This window comes from Enterobacter cloacae complex sp. P2B (genome assembly GCF_014895985.1).
Lineage (GTDB): Bacteria > Pseudomonadota > Gammaproteobacteria > Enterobacterales > Enterobacteriaceae > Enterobacter > Enterobacter bugandensis.
The window spans coordinates 50,869-77,440 of the sequence record NZ_JADBQQ010000011.1; the positions used below are offsets into that span (position 1 = coordinate 50,869).

Genomic DNA, 26,572 nt, shown 5'->3' on the forward strand with positions numbered 1-26,572 from the left:
CGATTAGGATTTTTCTTAAAATATATGTGCGTTTTTGTAAACCTCCTATTTCTGGTCCATAGTTGGATGTTCGCTTTAAGGATAAATCCTATATAATAGTGAATCTCTGGCTAAGGAATGGGTCATTCATAAATGAAAAAAATAATAGCGTTTTCGCTTCTGGCTGTTGCGGTAGGTGCCGTTGCAGCGATTCGTTATGCAGGTAATGACGAACCAGAATATATTCAGTCCGCTGAAATTCGCGTTGGTTCCTATTTAACCAGCGACTATGGACGCGTAGCCTGCACTAGTAAAAGAGTAAATGAACAGCGCTGGGAATTAGACTGCACCCATCCGGCACGGGGAAAAACATTCCAGTTTGCGGTATATCCCTCTGAAAAGGCTCCCTATGGCGTATCGCGATCGTTTTATCTCGAGGCCCTTAACGATGATGCCAGGCAGAGCGCTGAGCAGGGCCTGATGCGCTATTTGCAAATCAACACCAGCGCGAGTTAATCAGGCTGTTTAGCTTTCGTTGAGACAGCCAGTGTTAGTTTGTATGAGATCCGCTGCCCGACCATGGAGCGTCGGGGACGTAGAGACCAAAATACAAATCTATCCATGCAAGCATTTACCGCCAGATAATGGCGGTTTTTTTTGCGCTTTTGCCGCTAGCGGGCAGTATCAGAACGTGAAAATTGTTTGCGATACTGCGCCGGGGAAAGCGCAAACTGCTGACGAAAATGATGACGCAGCGTCGACGCCTGACCAAACCCGGTCTGTTCCGCGATGCTGTCGATGCTTAAACGGCTGCTCTCCAGATAATCTTTTGCTCTCAGCAGGCGTTCATTAAGCAGCCAGCGTGCGGGCGTCGTGCCCGTTGCCGCCTCGAAGCGACGAAGAAAGGTGCGCTGGCTCATGCCGACCCGACGCGCCAGCGAGTCGACGCTGTGCGGCTCGGTAAGATGCGTGTGCAGAAAATCAAACAGCTGGCCCAGGCGCTGGCTTTCCCGCAGCTGCGCCACCGGGCGGCTCAACTGCTGCGGCTGTGAACCATCCCGGTGAGGGGGGATCACCAGCCGACGCGCCACGCTGTTGGCGGTTTCCAGCCCATAATCCCTTCGTACAACATGAAGGCAGAGATCGATCCCCGCCGCGCTGCCCGCGGAGGTCAGGATATCGCCCTCGTCCTGGTAGAGCACATCCTCAATCACCTCGATGTCAGGGTAGCGGACCTTAAGCGCGTCAATGTAGCGCCAGTGCGTCGTGGCTTTACGTCCGTTCAGCAGCCCCGTAGCGGCCAGTACGAACACGCCCGAGCAGATGGACAGCAGCTGACATCCGCGCGCGCTGGCCTGGCGCAGCGCCTCGCAGAGCGCCGGAGGAACCGGTGAGTCCAGCCCCCGCCAGCCGGGAACCACGATCAGGTCCGCCGACGCAAGCAGGCTCAAGTCCCCATCGGTAACGATGCGGATCCCGCCGGTCGCCCGCAGTTCTCCGCTATCCACGCTCGCCACCGCAAAACGATACCAGTCGTCGCCCAGCTCCGGACGCGGCAGGCCAAAAATCTCAACCGCCACGCCAAACTCAAAGGTACATAGCCCGTCATACGCCAGCACCACCACCTGCGGGCGGGTAATCTGTCTTAAGTTTGTCATCTTTTTGCTGTTTTCTGGCATAAGCGAGCGCATTCACGGGCTGAATTTGTGGATAGAGTAGTGTTAACACAAACGCCAAAGATGAGGAAGGATCATGAGCTATGTTACTGAATTTCCGGCTGCCGAGCCGCAGGAAGCCGTTACCCATTTTCTGCGTCGCCTGAGCGTCGAAACCGACTGCGCCGACGTGCATCACGCCATCGCCAATAATGAGCAGGACTTCGTGCTGCTGCACGTGGTGGGGAGCCCGGAGCAGTTTGCCCGCCGCCATGTGCCGGGCGCACTGCATATGCCCTGGAGCCAGATGACCGCTGAGCGGATGTCTCAATGGCCGGAAGGGACGCTGTTTGTCGTCTACTGTGCGGGGCCACACTGTAACGGCGCGGACAGGGCGGCGCTGAAGCTGGCGCGTCTCGGGCTGCCGGTCAAAATCATGCTCGGCGGCATCACCGGCTGGGAAGATGAACGCTACGCCTTTGCCAGCCAGGCGCACGCTGACGCGCTGTGAAGATGAATTTTTTTCAACCCCCATGAAATTTTCTCGTTTGCCGGAAACGGTAAGGTATGACATCTTTTTTGGACATTTAGACATCCAGAAGTCTAAAGGTTCAAATAATGAATTATCACTGCGGGCAATTAATACCGGCAGACTGAGGAGATTTCCATGCAACGACAGCACGCCCCATACCGCGCCGACGTAGTCGGCAGCTTTTTACGCCCGGATGCCATCAAGCAGGCTCGCCTGAAGTTCGCCAGCGGCGAGATTGATGCCGGACAGCTTCGCGCGGTGGAGGACGAGGCTATTCGCCACGTCGTCGAGCAGCAGTGCGCGTGCGGCCTGCATGTGGTGACCGACGGTGAATTTCGCCGTGCCTGGTGGCACTTCGATTTCTTCGACGGTCTTCAGGGGGTTGAGCGTTACGATTCACAGCAGGGGATTCAGTTCAACGGAGTACAAACCAAAGCCCACGGCGTGCGCGTGACCGGCAAGCTGGGCTTTGGCGACCACCCGATGCTGGAAGACTTCCGCTATCTGAAAAGCATCAGCGGCAATGCCCAGCCGAAGATGACCATTCCCAGCCCAAGCGTGCTCCATTTCCGCGGCGGGCGCAAAGACATCGACGCGACGGTGTACCCGGATCTGAACGACTATTTCGACGATCTGGCAACCACCTGGCGCGACGCGATACGCGCATTCTACGACGCGGGCTGCCGTTATCTGCAGTTGGACGACACCGTCTGGGCCTACCTCTGCTCGGACGACCAGCGCCGTCAGATCCGCGAGCGCGGCGACGATGCCGATGAGCTGGCGCAAATCTATGCCCGCGTGCTGAACAAGGCCCTGGAAGGCAAGCCGGAGGATCTGACCATCGGGCTGCACGTCTGCCGCGGTAACTTCCGTTCAACCTGGATTTCCGAAGGCGGCTACGAGCCGGTGGCGGAAGTGCTGTTCGGGACGGTCAACGTTGACGCATTCTTCCTGGAATACGATAACGACCGCAGCGGGGATTTCGCGCCGCTGCGCTTCGTTCGCCCGGGCAAGCAGCAGGTGGTGCTGGGCCTGATCACCACGAAAAACGGTGAGCTGGAGAACCCGGAAGGCGTGAAGGCCCGTCTGGAAGAGGCGGCGAAATACGTGGCGAAAGAGCAAATCTGCCTCAGCCCGCAGTGCGGTTTTGCCTCCACCGAAGAGGGCAACAGCCTGAGTGAGTCCCAGCAGTGGGATAAGGTCCGTCTGGTGACGCAGATCGCCAGCGAAGTCTGGTAAAACCGCTTCCTCAGCGCTGCATTATAAAAGTGCAGCGCTGTGCCATTCTGAGTCGTTCTCTTTACATCCTGCCGTCTGTCTCCTGCAATAACGCTTCCTCCATTCTGGCATCCTTTTTGCTCCTGCTTCGCTGACACCTTTATTTCCGCGTCCATGCCGTAACGGACGTTTTCGCACAGCGTTCTTTTTCAGGAGTGAAAATATGCAGCGTCGTACCTTATTAAAAGCCTTTGCGTTATCCGCGTCCGTCGTGGCGATGGGAATGAGTTTTGGCGTGCAGGCGGCCGACACCATCAAAGTGGGGATCATGCACTCTCTGTCCGGCACGATGGCCATCTCCGAAACCCCGCTGAAGGACGTCGCCCTGATGACCATCGACGAGATCAACGCCAAAGGCGGCGTGCTGGGTAAGAAACTGGAGCCGGTGGTGGTGGATCCGGCCTCAAACTGGCCGCTGTTTGCCGAGAAGGCTCGCCAGCTGCTGAGCCAGGATAAAGTGGCGGTGGTGTTCGGCTGCTGGACGTCGGTTTCGCGCAAATCCGTGCTGCCGGTGTTTGAGGAGCTGAACGGCCTGCTGTTCTATCCGGTGCAGTATGAAGGCGAAGAGATGTCGCCAAACGTCTTCTATACCGGCGCGGCGCCGAACCAGCAGGCCATCCCGGCGGTGGAATACCTGATGAGCGAGGACGGCGGCGGGGCGAAGCGCTTCTTCCTGCTGGGTACCGACTACGTTTACCCGCGCACCACCAACAAGATCCTGCGCGCGTTCCTGCATTCGAAAGGTGTCGAGGATAAGGACATCGAAGAGGTTTACACCCCGTTTGGTCACAGCGACTACCAGACCATCGTCGCCAGCATCAAGAAATTCTCCGCCGGCGGCAAAACCGCCGTGGTGTCGACCATCAACGGCGACTCCAACGTGCCGTTCTACAAAGAGCTGGCTAACCAGGGGCTGAAGGCCACCGACGTGCCGGTGGTGGCATTCTCCGTCGGCGAAGAAGAGCTACGCGGAATCGACACCAAACCGCTGGTGGGTAACCTGGCGGCGTGGAACTACTTTGAGTCCGTGGATAATCCAACCAACCAGGCGTTCGTCGCGGATTACAAAGCCTATGCGAAGGCGCACAAGCTGCCGAATGCCGATACCGTGGTGACCAACGACCCGATGGAAGCGACTTACGTGGGGATCCATATGTGGGCACAGGCGGTGGAAAAAGCGGGCACCACCGACGTGGATAAGGTGCGCGCGGCGATGGCCGGTCAGTCATTTAAGGCGCCGTCTGGCTTTACGCTCACCATGGATGCTACCAATCATCATCTGCATAAGCCGGTCATGATCGGTGAAATTGAAGGCAACGGCCAGTTCAACGTGGTCTGGCAGACGGAACAGCCGGTACGCGCCCAGCCGTGGAGTCCGTTCATCGCCGGGAATGACAAAAAGCCCGACCAGCCGATGAAAACCGCCAGCAACTAGGCCATTGCCTCAGGGAGATACGTCATGAACGCCATGCGCATGTTCATCGCTCTTGTATGGCTTTCCGGACTGCTGCCAGGGATGGCGCAGGCATCGGATGCCGATCGTTTTGTTGCCGCCAGCCGCGGCCAGCAGGCGGAGCTCCTCACGCAGTGGGCCGCCGCGCCGGATGCCGCCAGGCTTCCGCTGCTTCAGTCCCTGCAAAAGGAAAACCTGTATACCGACAGCCAAAAGCACGCCTTTGCGAAGCGTAATGGCGAAATGGTTTCGCTCGGTGAGGCGCGTGCGGCAGTAGGGCAAACCAAAGCTGTACGCCTGACAAACCGGCTGCGCGTGCTGGCTGCAACGGCCATTGCCACGCATCAGCTTGTTAGTGACAGTGTCACCGAAAGGCGGGCGGCAGCCCGGCAGCTGCAGCGGGATGCTCAGCCCGACATGCTCGCTTTTCTGGAAAAACGCGTTCGCGAGGAGACAGATGCCGTGGCGCGGCAGGCGCTGCTGCTGGCGGTAGCGAATCTCCAGCTGGCGAGCCCGCAGCCGGAGGTGCGCCGCAGGGCCGTCGAACTGCTTGGCCAGTCAGACGATCCGGACGTACAGTCCAGACTCACGCCGTTTACCCAGGCGCAGACCGAGCCGGATGCCGGCGTGCGCGCGGCCGCAGAAGAGAGCCTTAGCCAGATTACGCATCGCCTGATGTGGGGCGATCTGCTGGGCCAGGCGTTTATGGGGCTTTCTCTGGGGTCGGTGTTGCTGCTGGCCGCGCTGGGGCTCGCGATCACCTACGGCCTGCTGGGCGTCATTAACATGGCCCACGGCGAGATGCTGATGCTGGGGGCGTACGCCACGTGGATGGTGCAGCAGGCAATGGCCGGGCTTGCCCCTCAGTGGCTGGCGCTCTATCCCGTTATCGCCTTGCCGGTGGCATTCTGCCTGACTGCGGGCATTGGAATGGTGCTGGAGCGCACCGTGATCCGTCACCTGTACGGTCGTCCGCTGGAAACGCTGCTGGCGACCTGGGGGATCAGCCTGATGCTCATCCAGCTGGTGCGCATGACCTTTGGTGCCCAGAACCTGGAGGTGGCAAACCCGGCATGGCTTTCCGGCGGGGTGCAGGTTTTTGCAAACCTGACCCTGCCGTGGAACCGCATTGTGGTGCTGGGCTTCGTGCTGCTGGTGCTGTTCTTCACCTGGCTGATTCTGAATAAAACCCGTCTTGGTCTGAACGTGCGCGCGGTGACGCAAAACCGCAGCATGGCCGCCTGCTGCGGGGTACCGACCGGGCGCGTCGATATGCTGGCGTTTGGGCTGGGCTCAGGGATCGCCGGGTTAGGCGGCGTGGCGTTATCCCAGCTTGGTAACGTCGGGCCGGAGCTTGGTCAGGGGTACATCATCGACTCGTTCCTCGTAGTCGTTCTCGGTGGCGTAGGCCAGCTGGCAGGCAGCGTGGCCGCCGCGTTCGGGCTGGGCATTTTCAATAAAATCCTTGAGCCGCAGATGGGGGCGGTGCTGGGCAAGATCGTGATTCTGGTGGCGATCGTCCTGTTTATCCAGAAGCGCCCTCAGGGGCTGTTTGCGCTAAAAGGGAGGGTGATTGACTGATGAGCCAGCCGCTGACCTTAACGCTGGCGCGTAAAGCGCCGCGAACGACACAGATTGCAGGCAGCCTGCTGGTGGCGTGTTTGCTGATTTTACCGTTTTTCGCCTTGCTGCCCGCGACGCATCCGCTGGCGCTGTCGACCTGGATGCTGACGCTCATCGGCAAGATCCTCTGCTATGCCATCGTTGCGGTGGCGCTGGATCTGGTGTGGGGCTACGCCGGTATGCTCTCTCTTGGACACGGCATCTTCTTCGCCCTGGGCGGCTATGCGATGGGCATGTACCTGATGCGCCAGGCGTCAGGCGACGGCCTGCCCGCGTTTATGTCGTTTCTCTCCTGGAGCGAGCTGCCGTGGTTCTGGTGGGGCACCCAGCACTTTGCCTGGGCGCTGGTGCTGATCGTGATGGTGCCGGGTTTGCTGGCGCTGGTGTTTGGCTGGTTTGCCTTCCGCTCGAAGATCAAAGGGGTTTACTTCTCGATTATGACCCAGGCGCTGACCTACGCGGGCATGCTGCTGTTCTTTCGCAACGAAACCGGCTTTGGCGGCAATAACGGCTTTACCGGCTTCACCACGCTGCTCGGGTTTTCGGTGACGGAAACGGCAACCCGCATCGCGCTGTTCCTGGCGACGGTGCTGTTGCTGCTTCTGGCGTTGGGCACCGGATTTGCGCTGGCGAAGAGCAAGTTTGGCCGCATCCTGACCGCCGTGCGCGACGCGGAAAACCGCCTGACGTTCTGCGGGTACGATCCGCGCGGGTTCAAGCTACTGGTGTGGACGCTCTCCGCCGTGCTGTGCGGCCTGGCGGGGGCGCTGTACGTTCCGCAGGTGGGCATCATTAACCCCGGTGAAATGTCGCCGACCAACTCGATAGAAGCCGCCATCTGGGTGGCGCTGGGCGGGCGCGGCACCCTGGTGGGGCCGGTGATTGGCGCGGCGCTGGTGAACGGGGCGAAAAGCTTCTTTACCGTTGCCATGCCGGAGTACTGGCAGCTGTTTCTGGGGCTGATTTTTATCGCCGTCACGCTGTTCCTGCCGCGCGGCGTCTACGGTCTGTTGCGTAAGGGAGAGAAATAATGCAGCCAACGGAAGAGTTATTTACCCGCCAGTTGCCCGGCGATCGCTACCGGGACCAGACTGACCCGGTGCTTCAGCTTGAGGCCATTAACGTCAGTTTCGACGGCTTCCAGGCGCTGACCGATCTCTCCCTGAATATCGGCGTGGGCGAGTTGCGCTGCGTGATTGGCCCCAACGGGGCGGGTAAAACCACGCTGATGGACGTGATCACCGGCAAAACCCGACCCAAAAGCGGGAGAGCGATTTACGACCAGTCCATCGACCTGACCGGGCTGGAGCCTGCGGCCATTGCTCGCCAGGGGATTGGCCGAAAATTCCAGAAACCCACGGTCTTTGAAGCGCTGACGGTGTGGGAGAACCTTGAGATCGCCATGAAAACCGATAAATCCGTCTGGGCGAGCCTGCGGGCAAAACTCAGCGGCGAGCAGCGGGACCGCATTGACGAGATGCTGGTTCTTCTGCGCCTTGGCAGCGAGCGGGGCCGTCGCGCCGGGCTGCTTTCGCACGGGCAGAAACAGTTCCTGGAGATCGGCATGCTGCTGGTGCAGGACCCGCACCTGCTGCTGCTGGATGAACCCGCCGCCGGGATGACCGATGCGGAAACGGAATACACCGCCGAGCTGTTCAAAACCCTGGCGGGCAAGCATTCGCTGATGGTGGTGGAGCACGACATGGGCTTTGTTGAAACGATTGCCGACCACGTCACGGTGCTGCATCAGGGGCGCGTGCTGGCGGAAGGCTCGCTTCGCGAGGTGCAGGCCAACGAGCAGGTGATTGAGGTCTATCTGGGCCGCTAAGGAGCGATGATGTTACAGGTTAACGAACTGAATCAGTACTACGGCGGCAGCCATATCCTGCGCGGCGTGAGCTTCGAAGCCGCTCCCGGTGAAGTCACCTGTCTGCTGGGGCGCAACGGCGTCGGGAAAACCACGCTGCTGAAATGCCTGATGGGGCTGATCCCGGCGAAAACCGGGGAGGTCATCTGGCAGGGTAAAACGATCACCCACAGCAGGCCGCACCAGCGGGTGCAGTCCGGCGTGGCGTATGTCCCGCAGGGGCGCGAGATTTTCCCGCGCCTGACCGTGGAAGAGAACCTTTTGCTTGGGCTGTCGCGTTTTTCCGCCCGCGAGGCAAAGCAGGTTCCTGACGAGATCTGGCAGCTGTTTCCGGTTCTCAAAGAGATGAAGCACCGCCGCGGGGGCGATCTCTCCGGCGGGCAGCAGCAGCAGCTGGCGATTGGTCGCGCGCTGGCGAGCCGTCCGCAGCTGCTGATTCTGGACGAACCGACGGAAGGCATACAGCCTTCCGTCATCAAAGAGATTGGCCAGGTGATCCGCACCCTGGCAAACAGAGGCGATATGGCAATCCTGCTCGTCGAGCAGTTTTACGACTTTGCCGCCGAGCTGGCCGACAGCTATCTCCTGATGTCCCGCGGCACTATCATTCAGCGCGGGAGGGGCGAAAATATGGAGCAGGAGGGCGTTCGCGGCCTGGTTGCGATTTGAAATGTTATATTATAACATCCTCATTCTTATAAAACGGAATGAGGGCGTTACTTTGGCTGCACATATTGGAAAATTTGCCATGACTCTGGGGGCGCTGCTGGTCAGCGGCCAGCTGTTTGCTCACTCGCACGGCCATCAGATGACCGAAGCGGAACAGAAGGCGGCGAACGGCGTGTTTGAGGATAAAGACGTGAAGGACAGAACGCTGTCCGACTGGGACGGAACCTGGCAGTCGGTGTATCCGTTCCTGCTGGACGGTTCGCTGGATCCGGTCTTCAAACAGAAAGCGCAGAAGGATAAAAGCAAAACCTTTGACGAGGTGAAAGCGTATTACCGCAAGGGATATGCCACGGACGTGGATGCCATCGGCATTGAAAATAACGTAATGGAATTCCACAGAGGCAAGGCGGTCAGCAGCTGTCAGTATGACTACAGTGGCTACAAAATTCTGACCTACGCATCGGGCAAAAAAGGCGTTCGCTATCTGTTTGAGTGTAAGGATGCGGACAGCAAGGCGCCGAAGTTCGTGCAGTTCAGCGACCATATCATCGGGCCGAAAGCCTCATCGCACTTCCATATTTTTATGGGCAATACCTCCCACGAGGCGCTGCTGAAAGAGATGGACAACTGGCCGACCTATTATCCAAACGAGATGTATAAAGAGCAGGTTGTCGAGGAGATGCTGCACCACTGATGCGTTATTGCCGGGGGGCGGCTTCGCCTTACCCGGCCACTATTTTTTACGCCGCTTTGGGGGATTCGTTCCACGCCTTCACGCTCATTCCCCGCAAAATCATCAGCCAGGCAACGACGATGGCAACCATCATGATTGCAAACAGCGACCAGTGCGGCAGGTTGGTCAGGATAATGCCGGTGATCATCGGGTTTGCCGCCGCGCCGAGCCAGCCCAGCGCCTGCGCGGAAAAATAGCTCGCCTTCATCCCCGGCGGGGCGATGTTGTCGATCAGCATGTATTCACCCGGTGCGTAGATAATCTCACCCAGCGTAAAGATGGCGGCGGCGATGCCCCAGTAAATCAGGTTCTCCCCGGAGAGCATAAAGCCTCCCAGACCCAGGATAAAAAACAGCGTTGCGGCGGTCATTAAAGGCCGAATATTGCTGGCGGAGATCTTCCGCCCCAGCGCGTACTGCAGCGTCACCACCACGGCGGCGTTAACGGGCAGCACCACGGCGACCACCTTCTGGGCAAAATCGCTGTCGGCATTGGCGGCCAGTACGTATTGCGAAATGCAGCTGGCGAACGATCCGCCCACGTAAGACGCGAGCAGGCCGGAGAGGGTGAACCAGAACAGGGCGCGATCTTTCAGCAGCACCGACGGCTGCCAGGGCATCTTCTCCTCGGCGGTATCCAGCGCGACGCTTTTTTGCACGAAGAAATGAATAAACCCGAGCGGCAGCGCGGCGCAGAAGGCCGCCAGCCAGAACGGCAGCTGCAGGCTGTACATCACCAGCAGGGTGCCAATCGGCGGCCCAATCGTCCAGCCAATGTTCAGAAAGCTGTAGTTGAGCGAGAAGACGCGCGCTTTCTGGCTGGAGGTCAGCACGTCCGAGAACCAGGCTTTCAGCACCGTCGAAAAGACGGAATAGGCGCAGTTAATCAGGGAAAAGAACAGCACTACCAGGGTGACGTTATCCACCAGCGGAATCGCGACAAAACCGGCGATAAAAGCCACGATCGCGATCAGCATATAGCGTTTTTTATCAAACTTATCGGCCAGAATGCCAAATCCCAGGCTGAACACCACGCCAACGGTCAGCGCAATCGTCAGGGCATAACCAATATTCTCGACGCTCATATTAAACACGCGCGTGAGATAAATGGTCATGAACGGCAGCGTTGCCCCCCGACCGATGGTTAATAACAATGACGATGCCAGCAGCGCTGCGGTTGAGCGCCTGAGAGATGGTTTCATATTCCTTCCCGACGGTTGCTTATGCTTTTTTTAGACGAGTGTTAACAGGATTACCATGACATAAGGGGCTTGTATAGCACCCGATTTATCCCTAAGTGCTTCAGCTGCCTGCCAGAAATAATGATCTTCTCGCGGCACACTTTTTTCTGTTACCTTGAAGTGTTAACAAATTATTAATAATTCAGGGGCAGGATATGACGCGTAAAGACGGACTGCTGGCGTTGCTGGTGGTCGTGGTATGGGGACTCAATTTTGTGGTCATTAAGCTGGGATTGCACAACATGCCCCCGCTGATGCTGGCCGGTTTGCGTTTTATGCTGGTGGCGTTCCCGGCGCTCTTTTTCGTCGCCCGTCCGAAAATCCCGTTAAAACTGCTGCTGGGCTACGGTCTGACCATCAGCTTTGGCCAGTTCGCGTTTCTCTTCTGCGCCATCAAGTTCGGCATGCCGGCCGGTCTGGCCTCGCTGGTGTTACAGGCGCAGGCGTTCTTTACCATTATTCTCGGCGCATTTGTGTTTGGCGAACGTCTGCAGGGCAAGCAGCTGGCGGGGATAACGCTGGCGGTATTTGGCGTGCTGGTGCTGATTGAAGCCAGCCTGAACGGTCAGGATGTGGCGCTGCTCGGGTTTATGCTCACGCTGGCGGCGGGGCTGAGCTGGGCGTGCGGCAATATTTTCAACAAGCTGATTATGCAGCACGAGGCGAGGCCTCAGGTGATGTCTCTGGTGGTCTGGAGCGCATTGATCCCGATAATCCCGTTTCTGGTGGCGTCGTTTATTCTGGATGGTCCGGAGGTGATGCTGAACAGCCTGGTCGAGATCGATCTGACCACGATCTTTTCTCTTATCTATCTGGCGTTTGTCGCCACCATCGTGGGCTACGGGATCTGGGGTTCGCTGCTGGGGCGCTATGAGACCTGGCGCGTCGCGCCGCTGTCTTTGCTGGTTCCGGTAGTGGGGCTTGCCAGTGCGGCGATACTGCTGGATGAAACGCTGAGCGCGCTGCAGCTGCTCGGTGCCGTGCTGATCATGGCCGGGCTATACATCAACGTGTTTGGCCTGCGGGTTCGCCGGGCGGCGCGGGTAAGGGGATAGGGCGTAAAAAAGCCCCGCGGCTGCGGGGCAAAAACGAATCAGAGGCCGTGCTGATTATAATAAGGCACGCCTAATTCGTCGGATTTGTCGCTACCAGCACCCATGTGGTTGAAATCATAAGGCGACTGGTCATGTGCTGACGGCAAAATCATCGTGTCATGATTATTTTGCTGCGTTGCACCTGGGGTTTGCTCCGCGAAGGTCTGGCTGGAAAACAGCACCAGCAAGGCGAGGGCGGCGGAGGCGGTAACTTTCATTTTTTCCTCGGTTACGTCTTTTACAGGCGATGATTAACTACAGTGTTTTAACGGATACAGATAACGGGATTCACCCGGCACGCTGGTGATTCGGTACTTATGAGGCGGCACGTCAAAATAGTTCTTGAACGTACGCGTGAGGGTTTGCTGTGATTCAAATCCGTAACGCTCCGCCAGATAAAGGATCGGTTCATTGCTTTCTTTCAGTTTCTGGGCAATTTCCGTCAGCTTGCGGCTGCGAATATATTGACCTAATGAATGACCGGTCTCTTTTTTGAACATCCGTTGCAGGTGCCATTTGGAGTAACCTGAACGCTCAGACACTTTTTCAAGGGAGAGCGGCGATTCCAGGTTATCTTCGATCCAGTCCAAAATGCTATGAATAGTGATAGCGTCAGTATTGCGTCTGGACATCGTCATACCTCTTTTTCTGTTTACGGCAGTATTTTCTTCAGCAAAAGCTCAAGGGTAGCCACTTCATCTGCCGTTAAGTTTTTTGTTAGTTCCTGATGCAGTGTTTGTCCTACTAATTGATGACATTGCTCGCACATAGCCGCACCATCGCTGGTGAGCCTGACCAGTACGCCGCGTTTGTCATTCGGGTTAGGGCTTCGTTCTACCCATCCTTTGCAGACGAGACGATCGAGCATGCGGGTTAACGCACCCAGATCGACAGAGAGCACCTTTTTCAGCTCAACCGGCGTGATACACACTTCGCAGCGAATGGAACACAGCACTTTGAACTGTGTTGCGGTGATATCCAGCGGTGACAGGTAGTCATTGAGCAGGCGATCTTTTTTCTGGTTAACCATATGAATAAGACGACCCAGCGGAACAACGTCGTTAAAGATATCACTGGTGCTTTTCACAATGGTTGCCCTGGCAAGTAGTTTAATCACGGCAGATATTATTGCTCAGGCAAGTATAAGTCAACTGAATGAATCAGCCGATGCCACGAATTGCTAAAACGTTTCATGAACGATTTTTGCAACCTTTCAAATCAGGAAGATAACAAACGGGTATCGTTCCCAAAGGAAAACTATCGTTACGTTGCGCCGATGGCTGAACGTCACACTTTCACCCTATAATCGCGATGTTAAATATGGATAAGGACAACGACGCACTATGTTGGATTTGATTAAAGCAATTGGTCTCGGGCTGGTGGTACTGCTGCCGTTAGCTAACCCGTTAACGACGGTGGCGCTGTTCCTGGGGCTGGCAGGGAATATGAACAGCGCCGAGCGCAACCATCAGTCGATGATGGCTTCGGTGTATGTGTTTGCCATTATGATGGTGGCCTACTACGCCGGGCAGCTGGTGATGAACACCTTCGGGATTTCAATTCCCGGGCTGCGTATAGCGGGCGGGCTGATTGTGGCCTTTATCGGCTTCCGCATGCTGTTCCCGGCGCAGAAAGCGCACGAGTCTCCGGAGGCAACCAGCAAATCTGAAGAGCTGGAGTCCGAACCGAGCGCGAATATTGCTTTTGTACCGCTGGCCATGCCGAGTACGGCCGGGCCGGGTACCATCGCGATGATCATCAGTTCTGCATCGACGGTGCGCGACAGCTCTACCTTCCCGGACTGGGTACTCACCGTTGCGCCACCGCTAATTTTTGCGCTTATTGGGGTTATCGTGTGGGCGTCTCTGCGCAGTTCCGGTGCGATCATGCGCTGGGTGGGCAAGGGCGGTATCGAGGCGATTTCCCGTCTGATGGGCTTCTTACTGGTCTGTATGGGCGTGCAGTTTATTATTAACGGCGTGCTGGAGATTATTAAGACCTACCACTGATGTCATTGCCGGGTGGCGGCTACGCCTTGCCCGGCACAAACGCACCTCACCCGTGCTGCCCCTGTTCCTCCAGCGCCACCGGCCACTTGCGGAAGATGAGTACCGACCAGACGAGCGCGACGAGCGCCGGAATCGCCCCCAGATAGCCAATCGCCGACATCGATACGTGCAGGCTAATCTGATTGCCCACCAGCGCCCCCGCGCCAATCCCCAGATTGAATATCCCCGAGAACAGCGACATCGCCACGTCCGTGGCATCCGGTGCCAGGGCCAGGACTTTCACCTGCATGCCGAGACCAATAATCATGATCGCCACGCCCCAGAACAGGCTCAGGATCGCCAGCTGGCTTTCGCTGCCTGACGCAGGCAGCAGCAGCACCAGGCACGCCAGCAGCAGGCCGATGGCGCTGCTCACCAGCAAGGAGGCATGCTGGTTACCCAGTTTACCAAACAGCACGCTGCCAATAATGCCCGCGCCGCCGAGAATGAGCAGTAAGAGGGTGGCAAAGTTTGCGCTAAAGCCCGCGACCACCTGCACAAACGGTTCAATGTAGCTGTACGCCGTGTAGTGCGCGGTGACCACGATAACGGTAAGCAGGTAGATACTCAGCAGCGCCGGGCGACGCATCAGCAGCGGCAGGCTTTTCAGCGAGCCGGAGTGTTCGCTTGGCAGCGCGGGCAGCAGCTTAATCAGACACACCAGCGTCACCAGCGCGCCCATGCCGATGGCAAAGAAGGTGGTACGCCAGCCGAAGTACTGTCCCACGATGCGGCCAATGGGCAGCCCCAGCACCATCGCCAGCGCGGTACCGGTGGCAATCAGGCTCAAGGCCTGGGCGCGTTTACCCGCCGGCGCGAGCCGAATAGCCAGCGACGCGGTGATCGACCAGAACACCGCGTGGGCAAAGGCAATGCCGATGCGGCTAATGACCAGCACCGTAAAATTCCACGCCATAAACGACAGGACATGGCTGGCAATGAACAGGGCAAACAGGCCGATCAACAGCCTGCGCCGCTCCATCTGGCTGGTCAGCAACATAAACGGCAAAGACATCAGCGCCACCACCCAGGCGTAGATAGTTAACATAATCCCCACCTGCGCCGTTTCCATCTGGAAGCTTTCTGCTATGTCAGACAACAGCCCAACCGGAACAAATTCTGTGGTGTTAAAAATAAATGCGGCAATGGCCAGCGTGACCACGCGTAGCCACGCGACCCTGCGGGAAACTGTGTTCGTTGTCATAGGGATGTCGGAGATTCGTTGCTGGAAAGATGAGAAGGCGATCTTAAAACGTCATACGGCGAAAACTCAACCATTATGTGACGCAGATCTCAATATTTACCTTATGAAAGCGGTAGCCGGGGGCGTTGTTTTCATTGAATATAAAAGTACAACACAGCACAGACAGGCGGTAAGACAATGCAGGAGATTGATTTTTATCTGGTAGATGCGTTCAGCAATACCTCGTTCGGCGGCAATCCGGCAGCGGTTTGCCCGCTGAACGAATGGCTGCCGGATGAAACGTTACTGAAAATGGCGCAGCAGCATAATCAGTCGGAAACCGCATTTTTCGTCTGCACTAAGGGCGGCATTGAGCTACGCTGGTTTACCACGCTCACTGAAGTCAATCTCTGCGGTCACGCCACCCTGGCCGCCGCGTACGTTCTGTTTAATGAACTCGATTACCCCGACTCGCGGATCCACTTTGATACCGCCTCTGGCCGACTGACGGTCAGCCGGGAGGGAGAGTGGATGACGCTGGACTTCCCGGCGTGTCCGACCCGAGAAGAGACGCCGCCGCCAGAGATGCTCGCGGCGCTCGGTATCCGCCATTACGTTGAAGCCCGTAAAGGCCGCGCCTGGGTGATTGTGCTGGAAAATCCCCGGCAGGTTGAAGCACTTGCGCCGCGCTTTTCGGCGATGACGCCGGGCGAGCATAAAGTGAGCGTGACGGCACCGGGTGAAGGGGAATATGACTTTGTCAGCCGCTTCTTCTCACCGGGCGTTGCCGTTCCGGAAGATCCGGTGACCGGATCCGCGCACACGATGCTGATCCCCTACTGGAGCGAAAAGCTGGGGAAAACGGCAATGTTTGCCCGTCAGGTTTCGGCGCGCGGCGGGGATGTGCGCTGCGAGCTGAAAGGGGAGCGCGTATTGATGAGCGGTCAGGCGTCGTGCTACCTGAAAGGCACTGTGTATCTGCGCTAAAACTGATAACAAAAGAGGAAGAGACAATGCGGGAAATTGATTTTTATCTGGTGGATGCCTTCAGCGACAAAACCTTTGGCGGCAACGCGGCAGCGGTATGTCCTCTGGAAGAGTGGCTGCCGGACGAGACGCTTCTCAAAATGGCACAGCAGCATAACCAGTCGGAGACCGCGTTTTTTGTGCGAACCGACGGCGGATTTGAACTGCGCTGGTTCACCACGCTGCATGAAATTAACCTCTGCGGCCATGCGACCCTCGCGGCATCACACGTCATTTTTGAGTATCTGGACTATCCGCATACGGAAATCCACTTTACCACGCGCTTCGTGGGGGAGCTGACGGTCAAACGCAGCGGCGACTGGCTGACGCTGAATTTCCCCGCATGGTCCACGGAGGTCGTCGATAACCCACCGCCTGCACTGTTTAGCGCGCTGGGCATCCCGGCGGCAAAAGAGGTGCGCGTCGGGCGAGACTACCTCGTGGTGCTGGAGAGCCAGCAGCAGGTGGAGGCATTAATGCCGGATATTGGCGCGATGGTTCCGCTGGGCAAAATGGTCTGCGTAACCGCGCCGGGCGAAGGGGAATATGACTTCGTCAGCCGCTTTTTCTGCCCGGGCGAAGGGGTGCCGGAAGATCCGGTTACCGGGTCCACGCACAGCATGCTGATCCCCTACTGGAGTGAAAGGCTGGGTAAGACGTCTCTCAACGCCCGCCAGGTGTCGTACCGCGGCGGGGATCTTCGCTGCGAGCTGAAGGGCGACCGCGTACTCATTGCCGGTCAGGCCACCCTGTACCTGAAAGGGCGGATCTTTTTACGCTAGCGGCTGCGCGATAAGTTAATACTATGAAGTAGCCTGGCAGGCCTGCGCTATGTTGACATTGAGTTTCACAAATAAAGCAAGGAGCCTGCCATGTATTTCATTACCTCTGAATCTGCACGTCACCCGGACATTCTTAGGCTGATTGCGGCCCTCGACCGTTATCAGAGCGAACTTTATCCCGCCGAAAGCAACCATCTGCTCGATCTTTCAGAACTGCCCGCGACATCCCTTATCCTGATGATCGTCCGCGACCCGCAGCTTCAGGCCGTTGGCTGTGGAGCTATCGTGCTCAACGGCGACGGAACGGGGGAGATGAAGCGGGTTTATATCGATCCGGCCCATCGCGGGCAACATCTGGCTGAGAAGCTGCTGGCCGCGCTGGAAGATGAGGCCCTGAGCCGTCACTGCCATACCGTACGGCTGGAAACGGGCATCAAACAGCATGCCGCGATTCGTCTTTATGAACGAAGCGGCTACGATCGGCGTCCGGCGTTTGCCCCGTATGTGGACGATCCGCTCAGCCTGTTTATGGAGAAGGCGCTGGTTGAAGACGTTCGTTTAGCAGCGCTATAAACGCTTCCAGCTGGCGGGTCATCGCCCCGCGTCGCCACACCAGCCAGGTAGTGAGCCAGCGCCAGTTTTCCGCCAGCGGCCAGGCTTCAACCTGATGGTGGCCCGGCATACTTTCCAGCATTGAGCGCGGCATCAGCGCGATGCCCGCGCCCGCGATGACGCAGGCGAGCATGCCGTGATAGGACTCCATCTCATGAATGCGTCCCGGCGCGGCTCTGTCTGCATGAAACCAGCTCTCCAGGTGTCGGCGATACGAGCAGTTTGCGCGAAAGGCATAAACATCACTGCCGCTCACCTGCGCAGCGCGCGTTACCTCTGTCTGCCCGGCAGGGGTGACCAGCATCATCTCTTCCCGGTAGACCGGCATCCCCTCCAGCTCCGGGTGCGACAGCGGCCCGTCGACAAAGGCGGCGCTCAGGGTTCCCTCCAGTACGCCATCAATCATCGTCCCGGACGGCCCGGTAGAAAGGGCAAACTGGATGCGCGGATAGCGCTGGTTAAACTGCGCCAGCGTCTCAGGGATGCGCACGGCGGCGGTGCTCTCCAGCGCGCCGAGGGCAAACAGCCCCTGCGGCTCATCGCCCGCGACGACCATGCGCGCTTCATCCACCAGCGCCAGGATCTGCCTGCTGTAGCGCAGGAAGTTATGACCGGCGGGAGATAAGCGTAAACGCTGGTTCTCACGAATAAACAGCTCCACGCCAAGATCGGCCTCCAGCTGGCGGATGCGGGTCGTCAGATTCGAAGGAACGCGATGCACCTTCTGCGCCGCCTGGGTGATGCTGCCCGTCAGCGCGACGGCGTTAAACATTTCAAGCTGGGTTAAGTCCATAGCATTCTCGTTTCGTGAATAAGGTGGTCAGTATTATTCATTTTTAAGAAATAGCAGAGTGAGCCACACTTAATCAACCGAAATGCGTGGAGAACATCATGAAATATTCATCTGCTACACATGCTCTGTCCGTTAACCCTGCAACGGGCGAAACGCTCGCCTCGTATCAGTGGGCGACGCAGGAAGAGGTTGAACGTGCCATCGCGCTGGCTGATGCGGGCTTTCGTCACTGGCGGTGCGAAAGCGTAGCCCACCGGGCGCAGAAGCTGCGCGATCTCGGCACCGCGCTGCGCGGTCGCGCGGAAGAGATGGCCCGGATGATGTCCCGCGAGATGGGAAAACCCATTCAGCAGGCGCGGGCGGAAGTGGCGAAATCAGCGGGCCTTTGCGACTGGTATGCCGAACATGGCCCGGCGATGCTGAATGCTGAACCCACGCAGGTCGAGAATAACAACGCGGTCATCGAGTATCGTCCGCTGGGGCCAATTCTGGCGGTGATGCCGTGGAACTTCCCGCTTTGGCAGGTGCTGCGCGGCGCGGTGCCGATCCTGCTGGCAGGTAACAGCTATCTGCTCAAACACGCGCCCAACGTGCTCGGCTCGGCGGAACTTATCGCGCAGATTTTTGCGGACGCCGGCTTCCCTGAAGGGGTATTCGGCTGGGTGAACGCCACCAATGACGGCGTAAGCCAGGCGATTAACGATCGTCGCATTGCGGCGGTAACCGTCACCGGCAGCGTGCGCGCCGGGGCAGCCATTGGCGCGCAGGCGGGGGCGGCGCTGAAAAAATGCGTTCTTGAGCTGGGGGGTTCTGACCCGTTCATCGTTCTCAACGATGCCGACCTGGATCTTGCCGTGAAGGCGGCGGTAGCAGGGCGCTACCAGAATACCGGGCAGGTGTGCGCGGCGGCCAAACGGTTCATTGTGGAAGAGGGTATTGCAGACACCTTTACCCGACGCTTCGTTGACGCCGTCGCCGCGTTAAAGATGGGCGCGCCGGATGAAGAAGAGAACTACCTTGGCCCGATGGCGCGCTATGATCTGCGCGATGAACTGCATCAGCAGGTGCAGGCGAGCCTGGCAGAAGGGGCAACGCTGCTTCTGGGGGGAGAGAAAATCAGCGGTGAGGGGAATTATTACGCGCCAACCGTGCTGGCGAACGTCACCCCATCGATGACGGCCTTCCGCCAGGAGCTGTTTGGTCCGGTCGCGGCCATTACGGTTGCGAAAGACGCGGCGCACGCCCTGACGCTTGCCAATGACAGCGACTTTGGCCTGTCTGCCACGGTCTTCACCGCCGACGCAGCGCTTGCGGATAAATTCTCTCGCGAGCTGGAGTGCGGTGGGGTGTTTATCAACGGATACAGCGCCAGCGACGCGCGCGTGGCCTTTGGTGGCGTGAAGAAAAGTGGCTTTGGCCGCGAACTTTCCCATTTTGGTTTGCACGAATTCTGTAATGTGCAGACGGTGTGGAAGGATCGCGTGTAATTTATTCGGCCCTCATCACGAGGGCCGTTGTCATTTATCTGCAATGGTTCTGTCATTTTCGTTTCGTAGACTCGCACGCGTCTAACGTCTTGTTACTGAAGAAAATTATGAACCTAACGCAAATTTTTCGCCGTATTGCGCAGCGTCTTATCCCTCGCCAGTTTGGCCTGCTGACGGGCATCTTTTGTATTATTGGCCTTTTCTCCGCGCTGCAGCTCTCCTCATCCTTTCTGCTGAACGCCTCCCTGAAGGAAGCTCAGCGCAATGAACGACAAAACCTGCTGGCGTATCAGCAGCAGAGCAAGCTGGATCTGGCGCGCGTCTCTCTGCTGGCGGCGAGCGATCTGCTCAACCGCTCCGGCGTCTGGTTTATGCAGGATAAAGAAACCGGCTCGGAAGGAAGCTGGCACAGCCTGATGGACGACGCACAAAAGTCGCTGGCGGTTTCTCAGCAGGCATGGAAGGCCTGGCTGGCGCTCAGCCCGCCAAAAGATGAGGCGCTGATTAACAGCTACCAGCTTTTCTACGATGCCATTAAGGAGCAATCGGAAGCGCTTGTCAGAACCAACTCGATTGATGCCTTTTTTGCCGTGCCGGCACAGGCGTTTCAGACCGACTTTAACGACAACTACGCGCGCTATCAGCAGGCCAGCGAGAAGCAGGCCCTGCAGGGGCGTCAGGCTTTAATGGCGCAGCTCTCCGGTCTGCAAACGTTGTTCCTGCTGGCGCCGGTTCTGCTACTCGCCATCGCCGCAGCCGTCTGGTTCGGCATGTCCAGGTGGGTGATTACGCCGTTGCGTCGGCTTATTGCACATATTAACCGGCTGGCCGCTGGAGATCTCTCCGGCACGCCGCCAAACGTGATGCGCTTTAACCGGGAGACGGGGCAGCTTAGCGACAGCGTTGCCACCATGCAGCGCGGCTTGCAGCAGCTGGTGACGCAGGTCAGCCACGCCACAGCCACGATGGTGGAGAACATTGGCTCCCTCGCGGAGGGAAACCAGAAGCTGTACCAGCAGTCGGCGCGTCAGGCAAAGGAGCTGGAGGAGGTCATAGCGCATATCGCGGCGCTGGAAACCCACGTGGAAGGGAATACCGGCTATGCCCGCCTCGCCAGCTCGCGCGCGGATGAAGCGCGTCAGGCTGCCGTAGGAGGCGACCAGATGATGTCGACCGTGAATGCCTCCATGCAGGCGATCGTCGAGCGATCGTCAGAGATGCGCGGGATCGTGGCGATGATCGACAGCGTGGCGTTTCAGACTAACATTCTGGCGCTCAACGCCGCCATTGAGGCCGCCCATGCCGGAAACCAGGGGCGCGGGTTTGCCGTCGTCGCCCGGGAAGTCGGGCTCCTGGCGCGAAAGAGCAGCCACTCGACGCAGACCATTCAGGAGTTGATCAACCGCTCCGTGCAGGGCATTGAAGACGGCTCCCGCGCCGTGAAGCTGATGGAAGAGAACCTGCAGCAGGTCACCGGTCTGGTGGGCAATTTAAGCAGTTTGCTGAATGAAATCTCGACCGCCACGCTCAGTCAGGGAGAAAGTATTCACCAGATGACGCGCCAGCTTCAGGCGCTGAATCAGGTCTCGCGCCAGACGGATCTGCTGGTTTCTGACGCCTCGGAGGCCTCTGAACGCCTGCAAAAGCAGTCCGATCTTTTATTGCAGGCCGTTTCGCGTTTTCGTCTTAGCGCCTGACGCAATACATTAGCCTCTGTTATACTCGCAGCCCGTTTTAGCCTGAGGGCAAGGAGCAAAGAGTGGCTGCGGTCATCCATAATGAGATGCTGGACGAGATTCTGGCGCAGGTTCGTCCGTTATTGGGAAAGGGGAAGGTGGCCGACTACATTCCGGCCCTTGCCTCGGTGAGCGGGAATAAGCTGGGCATCGCTATCTGTACCATAGACGGACAGCGATATCAGGCAGGCGATGCCACTGAACGCTTTTCAATTCAGTCTATTTCTAAAGTGCTGAGTCTGGTCGCGGCGATGCGCCAGTATGAGGAAGAAGAGATCTGGCAGCGCGTGGGAAAAGATCCGTCCGGCCAGCCCTTTAACTCACTGCTTCAGCTCGAAATCGAGCAGGGTAAACCGCGTAACCCCTTTATCAACGCCGGGGCGCTGGTGGTCTGCGATATGCTGCAAAGCCGCCTCAGCGCACCGCGTCAGCGAATGCTTGAGATTGTTCGTCAGCTTTCTGGCGTGGACGACATTGCCTATGATTCAGTGGTGGCGCGCTCGGAGTTTGAACACTCGGCCCGCAACGCGGCTATCGCCTGGCTGATGAAATCCTTCGGCAATTTCCACAATGACGTGGCGACCGTGCTGCAAAACTACTTCCATTACTGCGCCCTGAAGATGAACTGCGTTGAGCTGGCCCAGACGTTTCTGTTCCTTGCGCACCAGGGGCACGCACCGCATCTCGATCAGGAGGTGGTTTCCCCGCTTCAGGCGCGTCAGGTTAACGCCCTGATGGCTACCAGCGGCATGTATCAGAACGCCGGAGAGTTTGCCTGGCGGGTTGGCCTTCCGGCCAAATCGGGCGTTGGCGGCGGGGTGGTGGCGATTGTGCCGCATGAAATGGCGATTGCCGTCTGGAGCCCGGAGCTGGATGAAACGGGAAATTCACTTGCCGGCGTGGCGGTTCTGGAGAAGCTGACCCAGCGCCTGGGACGTTCTGTATACTGATGTCTGACCTGGATCCCCTCTTTTCCCGCCTGGCGCGATCGACGTTTCGCTCGCGCTTCCGCTTAGGCAATAAGGAACGACAGTACTGCTGGGACAAAGGCCCCGAAACCATTGACCAGCATGCCGCCGATTTTGTCGCTAAACGCCTTGCACCCGCGCAACCCGTAAACGACGGCAAGCAGACGCCCATGCGTGGCCACCCGGTGTTTATCGCCCAGCATGCCACCGCGACCTGCTGCCGGGGCTGTCTGGCAAAATGGCATAACATTCCCCAGGGCGTGCAGCTGAGCGCGCAGCAGCAACATTATATCGTCAGCGTGATCCACCGCTGGCTGGTGATACAGATGAACGCCCAAAAATGATATTTAATGCGTTCTGCGCTTACCGCCTGCAGCCTCGTACCCGGCTGGCGGACGAGCAAATCGTCATAACGCATTGACGTGAAATGGATAGCGGCTTAACAGGACGTCGAACGCTGACAATGTCTCGGTTTAAGCTACGCTTTGAGTAACGCTTTACGTCAGGAGACATTATGAAAGCACCTGCAACACCTGAAAATGAAATTGACAGACTTAACGCGCTGCGCGAATCGGGTCTGCTTGAGATTGACAGTTCCCCGGCGTTTGACCGCTTAACGCGTCTGGCAAAACGCTTTTTCCAGGTACCGCTGGCCATGGTCAACCTTATTGATGAGCATACGCTGATCGTTAAGTCGGCGGATGGGCAGGCCCCCGATTCCGTTCCGCGCAACATCTCTTTTTGTGGCCATACCATCCTCACCGAAGCACCGCTGATCGTCGGGGATATGCTTCAGGACGATCGTTTTGCGGATAACCCGCTGGTGGCCGGCGAACCTCGCGTGCGGTTTTACGCAGGCTTTCCGCTGCGTTTACGCAACGGCGCAAGCGTTGGCTCGCTTTGCCTGATTGACTACGCACCGCGGGAGTTCTCAGCGACCGATCTCGCCGTGCTGGGGGATTTGGGCGCGCTGGCTGAAGATGAGTTTGCGGCAATCAGCGCGGCGACCACGGATGAATTGACCGGATTATTCAACCGACGGGGCTTTAACCAGCTCGTGCGGTTCACGCTCTCCATCGCCCGACGCCGGGCGGAGCCGTTAACGCTCGGCTGGCTGGATCTGGATCGTTTCAAGGAGATTAACGATCGCTACGGGCATGAAGAGGGGGATAAGGCATTAAAGACCATGGCGCAGCTGATGCGCGCCTCTTTCCGCGAAGCGGATATGCTGGTTCGTTTTGGTGGCGATGAGTTTGCCGTGCTGTTTGCTGATACGGATGAGAAGGGCGCGTGGATTGCCATGCAGTATCTCGCCGAGCAGGTCGAAAACTACAATGCACGCAAGCTACATCCGTGGTCGCTTCTGTTCTCCTGGGGGCTGAGCGAATTCGATCATAACGGCAACGACCTGCAGCAGTGGCTCAAAGATGCCGATGAAAAAATGTATGCCATGAAGCAGCAGCGGCAGCGGGCCAGATGACATAACAAAAGCGTATGACCGTTCCGTTTGCGTTAATGAAATGTTAAATGCAAAGTGAGGGTATTCATCCTAAGGACAAAAAAATGAATACCTCACTGCAAATCAAAAACCTCACCCACGACGACATTCTCACCTATCTTGATGCGCTGGCCGGGATCCTCGAAAATTGCGTAAACGGCGGCGCATCCGTCAGCTTTATGCTGCCCTTTAACCTGGAGAAGGCACGTTCATTCTGGCTCGGCATAGCTGACAGCGTAGGGCGCAACGAGCGCGTGGTGCTGGCCAGTATTGATCCGCAGGAGGGCGTCATTGGCACGGTGCAACTGATTACCGACCAGCCGGAAAACCAGCCGCACCGTGCGGACGTGGCAAAGCTGCTGGTTCATGAAAAAGCGCGTCGAAAAGGGGCCGCAATGGCGCTGATGGAAGCGCTGGAAGCTGAGGCCCGGGCCAGAAACATTTCGGTTCTGGTGCTCGATACCTCCACCGGCAGCGGCGCCGAAACCTTCTACCAGCGTGCCGGCTGGCAAAAGGTCGGTGAGATCCCGCGCTATGCCCTGATGCCGGACGGCGCTATGACGGCCACGTCGGTGTTCTATAAATTCTTATAATTTTTTCACAACCACGCCGGGGATTGATCGAAACAGGGTTTCTGGTCGTAAAGTTTTGATAAGTTATCGTACCAATCTTATCAGGCTGTATGACTAATCATAAAAGGAACCCTCTTGTGAACACGCTCAACCGTCGTGATTTTCCCGGTGCGCAGTATCCCGAACGCATTATTCAGTTTGGCGAAGGCAATTTCCTGCGTGCGTTTGTCGACTGGCAAATTGACCTTTTGAATGAACATACCGATCTCAACGCCGGTGTGGTTATCGTTCGTCCTATTCAGAGCGACTTCCCGCCGTCGCTGAACACGCAGGATGGGTTGTACACCACCATCATTCGTGGCCTGAATGAGCAGGGCGAAGAGGTGAGCGAAGCCCGACTTATCCGCTCTGTTAACCGTGAAATCAGCGTCTACGACGATTACGACGCCTTTCTGAAACTGGCACACAGTCCGGATATGCGCTTTGTTTTCTCGAACACCACCGAAGCCGGAATCAGCTATCACGCGGGTGATAAGTTCGACGATGCGCCTGCCGTCAGCTACCCGGCGAAGCTAACGCGCCTGCTGTTTGAGCGCTTTAGCCACTTTAACGGCGCGCCTGACAAGGGGTGGGTAATCATTCCGTGTGAACTGATTGACTACAACGGTGACGCATTGCGTGAACTTGTGTTGCGCTATGCCCAGGAGTGGGCGCTGCCTGCCGCATTTATCCAGTGGCTGAACGAGGCAAACCACTTCTGCTCAACGCTGGTTGACCGTATCGTGACCGGTTACCCGCGCGATGAAGTGGACACGCTTGAGGCCGGGCTGGGTTATCAGGATGGGTTCCTGGACACGGCTGAACACTTTTATCTGTTTGTAATTCAGGGGCCAGCCTCGCTGGCTGGTGAGCTGCGCCTGGATAAGTACCCGTTAAATGTGCTGATTGTCGACGACATCAAGCCCTATAAAGAGCGTAAAGTCGCCATTCTTAACGGTGCGCACACGGCGCTGGTACCGGTGGCTTATCAGGCCGGGCTGGATACGGTTGGCGAGGCGATGAATGATGAAGACGTGTGCGCTTTCGTCGAAAAAGCAATTTATGAGGAGATTATTCCGGTTCTCGATTTGCCCCGCGACGAACTGGAGTCGTTCGCCAGCGCGGTAACAGGGCGTTTTCGAAATCCCTACATCAGACACCAGCTGCTTTCCATCGCGCTCAACGGCATGACCAAGTATCGCACGCGTATTCTTCCGCAGCTGCTGGCAGGGCAGAAGGCTTCAGGTCAACTGCCAGCGCGTCTGACGTTTGCGTTAGCGGCACTGATCGCATTTTATCGCGCGGAGCGTAACGGAGAGAACTATCCGGTGCAGGATGATGCGTTCTGGCTGGAACGTTATCAACAGCTATGGGCGCAGCATCGCGATAATCAGCTCGCTACCCGCGAACTGGTGCACGCCGTGCTGAGCGTAGAAGCGCACTGGGAGCAGGACCTGACGAAGGTGGACGGTCTGGTTGATCAGGTGACGCGGGATCTTGATGCCATTCTGCTGAAGGGCATGCACGCAGCGGTGAAGCCGCTTTGCTAATTACGTGACCCGGCTTCGGCCGGGTATAAACAGGCATTATTTTAGTTACAACATACTATTTACCCTGTTTTTAAAATCAAATGCAGCACCGTGCGGTTTTCATTCTTCAGGTGAGAGAATGCAATGTTCCGTTAACATGCTTGCAACCGTGATGG

General features: G+C 57.5%; 28 protein-coding genes. 21 read left to right on the forward strand and 7 right to left on the reverse strand.

Annotated features, from left to right (window positions below):
• Positions 1 to 132: 132 nt before the first annotated feature.
• Positions 133 to 495 carry a hypothetical protein gene (locus IM313_RS10345; protein ID WP_045260501.1) on the forward strand — a complete coding sequence of 121 codons (363 nt, stop codon included), beginning with the start codon at positions 133 to 135 and terminating at the stop codon, positions 493 to 495.
• A gap of 155 nt (positions 496 to 650) precedes the next feature.
• On the opposite strand, the gene ftrA is transcribed toward IM313_RS10345, so the two are convergent.
• Positions 651 to 1,658, reverse strand: coding sequence for a transcriptional regulator FtrA (gene ftrA / locus IM313_RS10350; protein ID WP_192971061.1), 1,008 nt, complete (start codon positions 1,656 to 1,658; stop codon positions 651 to 653).
• A gap of 73 nt (positions 1,659 to 1,731) precedes the next feature.
• Between ftrA and IM313_RS10355 the strand changes: the two genes are divergently transcribed.
• The 8 genes from IM313_RS10355 (at position 1,732) to zinT (ending at position 9,750) form a co-directional block, all read left to right on the forward strand.
• The gene (locus IM313_RS10355; RefSeq protein ID WP_047365183.1) at positions 1,732 to 2,145 is read left to right on the forward strand and encodes a rhodanese-like domain-containing protein; all 414 of its coding nucleotides are present in this window, start codon (positions 1,732 to 1,734) and stop codon (positions 2,143 to 2,145) included.
• 156 nt (positions 2,146 to 2,301) lie between these two features.
• Positions 2,302 to 3,405, forward strand: coding sequence for a cobalamin-independent methionine synthase II family protein (locus IM313_RS10360; RefSeq protein WP_041910011.1), 1,104 nt, complete (start codon positions 2,302 to 2,304; stop codon positions 3,403 to 3,405).
• A 202-nt stretch (positions 3,406 to 3,607) separates the two neighbouring features.
• A complete protein-coding gene (urtA, locus tag IM313_RS10365) occupies positions 3,608 to 4,879 on the forward strand; it encodes an urea ABC transporter substrate-binding protein (RefSeq protein ID WP_028013130.1) in 1,272 nt (423 codons plus the stop codon).
• 24 nt (positions 4,880 to 4,903) lie between these two features.
• Positions 4,904 to 6,478, forward strand: a complete 1,575-nt coding sequence (gene urtB / locus IM313_RS10370; protein ID WP_063438025.1) for an urea ABC transporter permease subunit UrtB — start codon at positions 4,904 to 4,906, stop codon at positions 6,476 to 6,478.
• Positions 6,478 to 7,551, forward strand: a complete 1,074-nt coding sequence (gene urtC, locus IM313_RS10375; protein ID WP_047368539.1) for an urea ABC transporter permease subunit UrtC — start codon at positions 6,478 to 6,480, stop codon at positions 7,549 to 7,551. The genes urtB and urtC overlap by 1 nt, the downstream gene beginning before the upstream one ends.
• Complete coding sequence (gene urtD, locus IM313_RS10380; RefSeq protein WP_048999557.1) at positions 7,551 to 8,348, forward strand: urea ABC transporter ATP-binding protein UrtD; 798 nt, start codon at positions 7,551 to 7,553, stop codon at positions 8,346 to 8,348. Before urtC ends, urtD begins: the two co-directional genes overlap by 1 nt.
• 9 nt (positions 8,349 to 8,357) lie before the next feature.
• Positions 8,358 to 9,056: an urea ABC transporter ATP-binding subunit UrtE gene (urtE, locus tag IM313_RS10385; RefSeq protein WP_028013134.1), complete on the forward strand. Its 699-nt coding sequence runs from the start codon at positions 8,358 to 8,360 to the stop codon at positions 9,054 to 9,056.
• A 52-nt stretch (positions 9,057 to 9,108) separates the two neighbouring features.
• Positions 9,109 to 9,750, forward strand: coding sequence for a metal-binding protein ZinT (gene zinT / locus IM313_RS10390; RefSeq protein WP_028013135.1), 642 nt, complete (start codon positions 9,109 to 9,111; stop codon positions 9,748 to 9,750).
• A 46-nt stretch (positions 9,751 to 9,796) separates the two neighbouring features.
• Here the strand turns inward: zinT and ydeE are convergent, their stop codons facing one another.
• Positions 9,797 to 10,990, reverse strand: a complete 1,194-nt coding sequence (gene ydeE, locus IM313_RS10395) for an efflux MFS transporter YdeE (protein WP_028013136.1) — start codon at positions 10,988 to 10,990, stop codon at positions 9,797 to 9,799.
• A gap of 194 nt (positions 10,991 to 11,184) precedes the next feature.
• Here ydeE and eamA point away from each other — a divergent pair, with 194 nt between their 5' ends.
• Entirely contained in the window at positions 11,185 to 12,084 is a 900-nt protein-coding gene (gene eamA, locus IM313_RS10400; RefSeq protein WP_192971062.1) for an O-acetylserine/cysteine exporter, read from the forward strand.
• A 38-nt stretch (positions 12,085 to 12,122) separates the two neighbouring features.
• On the opposite strand, the gene marB is transcribed toward eamA, so the two are convergent.
• From marB to marR, 3 genes are read right to left on the reverse strand one after another with little or no spacing between them, the layout of a single operon-like run.
• The gene (marB, locus tag IM313_RS10405) at positions 12,123 to 12,341 is read right to left on the reverse strand and encodes a multiple antibiotic resistance protein MarB (RefSeq protein WP_028013138.1); all 219 of its coding nucleotides are present in this window, start codon (positions 12,339 to 12,341) and stop codon (positions 12,123 to 12,125) included.
• 33 nt (positions 12,342 to 12,374) lie between these two features.
• Positions 12,375 to 12,755, reverse strand: coding sequence for an MDR efflux pump AcrAB transcriptional activator MarA (gene marA / locus IM313_RS10410; protein WP_008502237.1), 381 nt, complete (start codon positions 12,753 to 12,755; stop codon positions 12,375 to 12,377).
• 20 nt (positions 12,756 to 12,775) lie between these two features.
• Entirely contained in the window at positions 12,776 to 13,210 is a 435-nt protein-coding gene (gene marR / locus IM313_RS10415) for a multiple antibiotic resistance transcriptional regulator MarR (RefSeq protein WP_028013139.1), read from the reverse strand.
• Positions 13,211 to 13,466: 256 nt separating this feature from the next.
• On the opposite strand from marR, the gene IM313_RS10420 reads away from it, so the two are divergent.
• On the forward strand, positions 13,467 to 14,132 hold the full coding sequence (locus IM313_RS10420; protein ID WP_041909999.1) for a MarC family NAAT transporter: 666 nt from the start codon (positions 13,467 to 13,469) through the stop codon (positions 14,130 to 14,132).
• Positions 14,133 to 14,178: 46 nt separating this feature from the next.
• On the opposite strand, the gene IM313_RS10425 is transcribed toward IM313_RS10420, so the two are convergent.
• Positions 14,179 to 15,375 carry a sugar transporter gene (locus tag IM313_RS10425; RefSeq protein ID WP_041909997.1) on the reverse strand — a complete coding sequence of 399 codons (1,197 nt, stop codon included), beginning with the start codon at positions 15,373 to 15,375 and terminating at the stop codon, positions 14,179 to 14,181.
• 177 nt (positions 15,376 to 15,552) lie between these two features.
• On the opposite strand from IM313_RS10425, the gene IM313_RS10430 reads away from it, so the two are divergent.
• From IM313_RS10430 to IM313_RS10440, 3 genes are all read left to right on the forward strand, one after another.
• Complete coding sequence (locus IM313_RS10430; RefSeq protein WP_045260510.1) at positions 15,553 to 16,341, forward strand: PhzF family phenazine biosynthesis protein; 789 nt, start codon at positions 15,553 to 15,555, stop codon at positions 16,339 to 16,341.
• Positions 16,342 to 16,367: 26 nt separating this feature from the next.
• A complete protein-coding gene (locus IM313_RS10435; protein WP_048999560.1) occupies positions 16,368 to 17,162 on the forward strand; it encodes a PhzF family phenazine biosynthesis protein in 795 nt (264 codons plus the stop codon).
• Positions 17,163 to 17,252: 90 nt separating this feature from the next.
• Positions 17,253 to 17,735 (forward strand): GNAT family N-acetyltransferase, encoded by a 483-nt coding sequence (locus IM313_RS10440; protein WP_192971063.1) that lies wholly within the window; start codon positions 17,253 to 17,255, stop codon positions 17,733 to 17,735.
• Here the strand turns inward: IM313_RS10440 and IM313_RS10445 are convergent.
• Positions 17,689 to 18,567 carry a LysR family transcriptional regulator gene (locus IM313_RS10445; protein ID WP_028013145.1) on the reverse strand — a complete coding sequence of 293 codons (879 nt, stop codon included), beginning with the start codon at positions 18,565 to 18,567 and terminating at the stop codon, positions 17,689 to 17,691. The two genes, IM313_RS10440 and IM313_RS10445, sit on opposite strands and share 47 nt — an antisense overlap.
• Before the next feature lie 98 nt (positions 18,568 to 18,665).
• On the opposite strand from IM313_RS10445, the gene sad reads away from it, so the two are divergent.
• The 7 genes from sad to IM313_RS10480 all read left to right on the forward strand — a co-directional run bounded on the left by sad (position 18,666) and on the right by IM313_RS10480 (position 26,417).
• Complete coding sequence (gene sad / locus IM313_RS10450) at positions 18,666 to 20,054, forward strand: succinate-semialdehyde dehydrogenase (protein WP_192971064.1); 1,389 nt, start codon at positions 18,666 to 18,668, stop codon at positions 20,052 to 20,054.
• A gap of 107 nt (positions 20,055 to 20,161) precedes the next feature.
• The gene (locus IM313_RS10455; protein WP_192971065.1) at positions 20,162 to 21,751 is read left to right on the forward strand and encodes a methyl-accepting chemotaxis protein; all 1,590 of its coding nucleotides are present in this window, start codon (positions 20,162 to 20,164) and stop codon (positions 21,749 to 21,751) included.
• 62 nt (positions 21,752 to 21,813) lie between these two features.
• Positions 21,814 to 22,740, forward strand: coding sequence for a glutaminase B (gene glsB / locus IM313_RS10460; protein ID WP_028013148.1), 927 nt, complete (start codon positions 21,814 to 21,816; stop codon positions 22,738 to 22,740).
• Positions 22,740 to 23,102 carry a DUF4186 domain-containing protein gene (locus IM313_RS10465; protein ID WP_192971066.1) on the forward strand — a complete coding sequence of 121 codons (363 nt, stop codon included), beginning with the start codon at positions 22,740 to 22,742 and terminating at the stop codon, positions 23,100 to 23,102. Before glsB ends, IM313_RS10465 begins: the two co-directional genes overlap by 1 nt.
• Positions 23,103 to 23,272: 170 nt before the next feature.
• Positions 23,273 to 24,238, forward strand: a complete 966-nt coding sequence (locus IM313_RS10470) for a sensor domain-containing diguanylate cyclase (RefSeq protein WP_028013150.1) — start codon at positions 23,273 to 23,275, stop codon at positions 24,236 to 24,238.
• 83 nt (positions 24,239 to 24,321) lie between these two features.
• On the forward strand, positions 24,322 to 24,849 hold the full coding sequence (locus tag IM313_RS10475) for a GNAT family N-acetyltransferase (protein WP_192971067.1): 528 nt from the start codon (positions 24,322 to 24,324) through the stop codon (positions 24,847 to 24,849).
• Between the two features lie 116 nt (positions 24,850 to 24,965).
• On the forward strand, positions 24,966 to 26,417 hold the full coding sequence (locus IM313_RS10480) for a tagaturonate reductase (protein WP_192971068.1): 1,452 nt from the start codon (positions 24,966 to 24,968) through the stop codon (positions 26,415 to 26,417).
• The last annotated feature ends 155 nt before the right edge of the window (positions 26,418 to 26,572 follow it).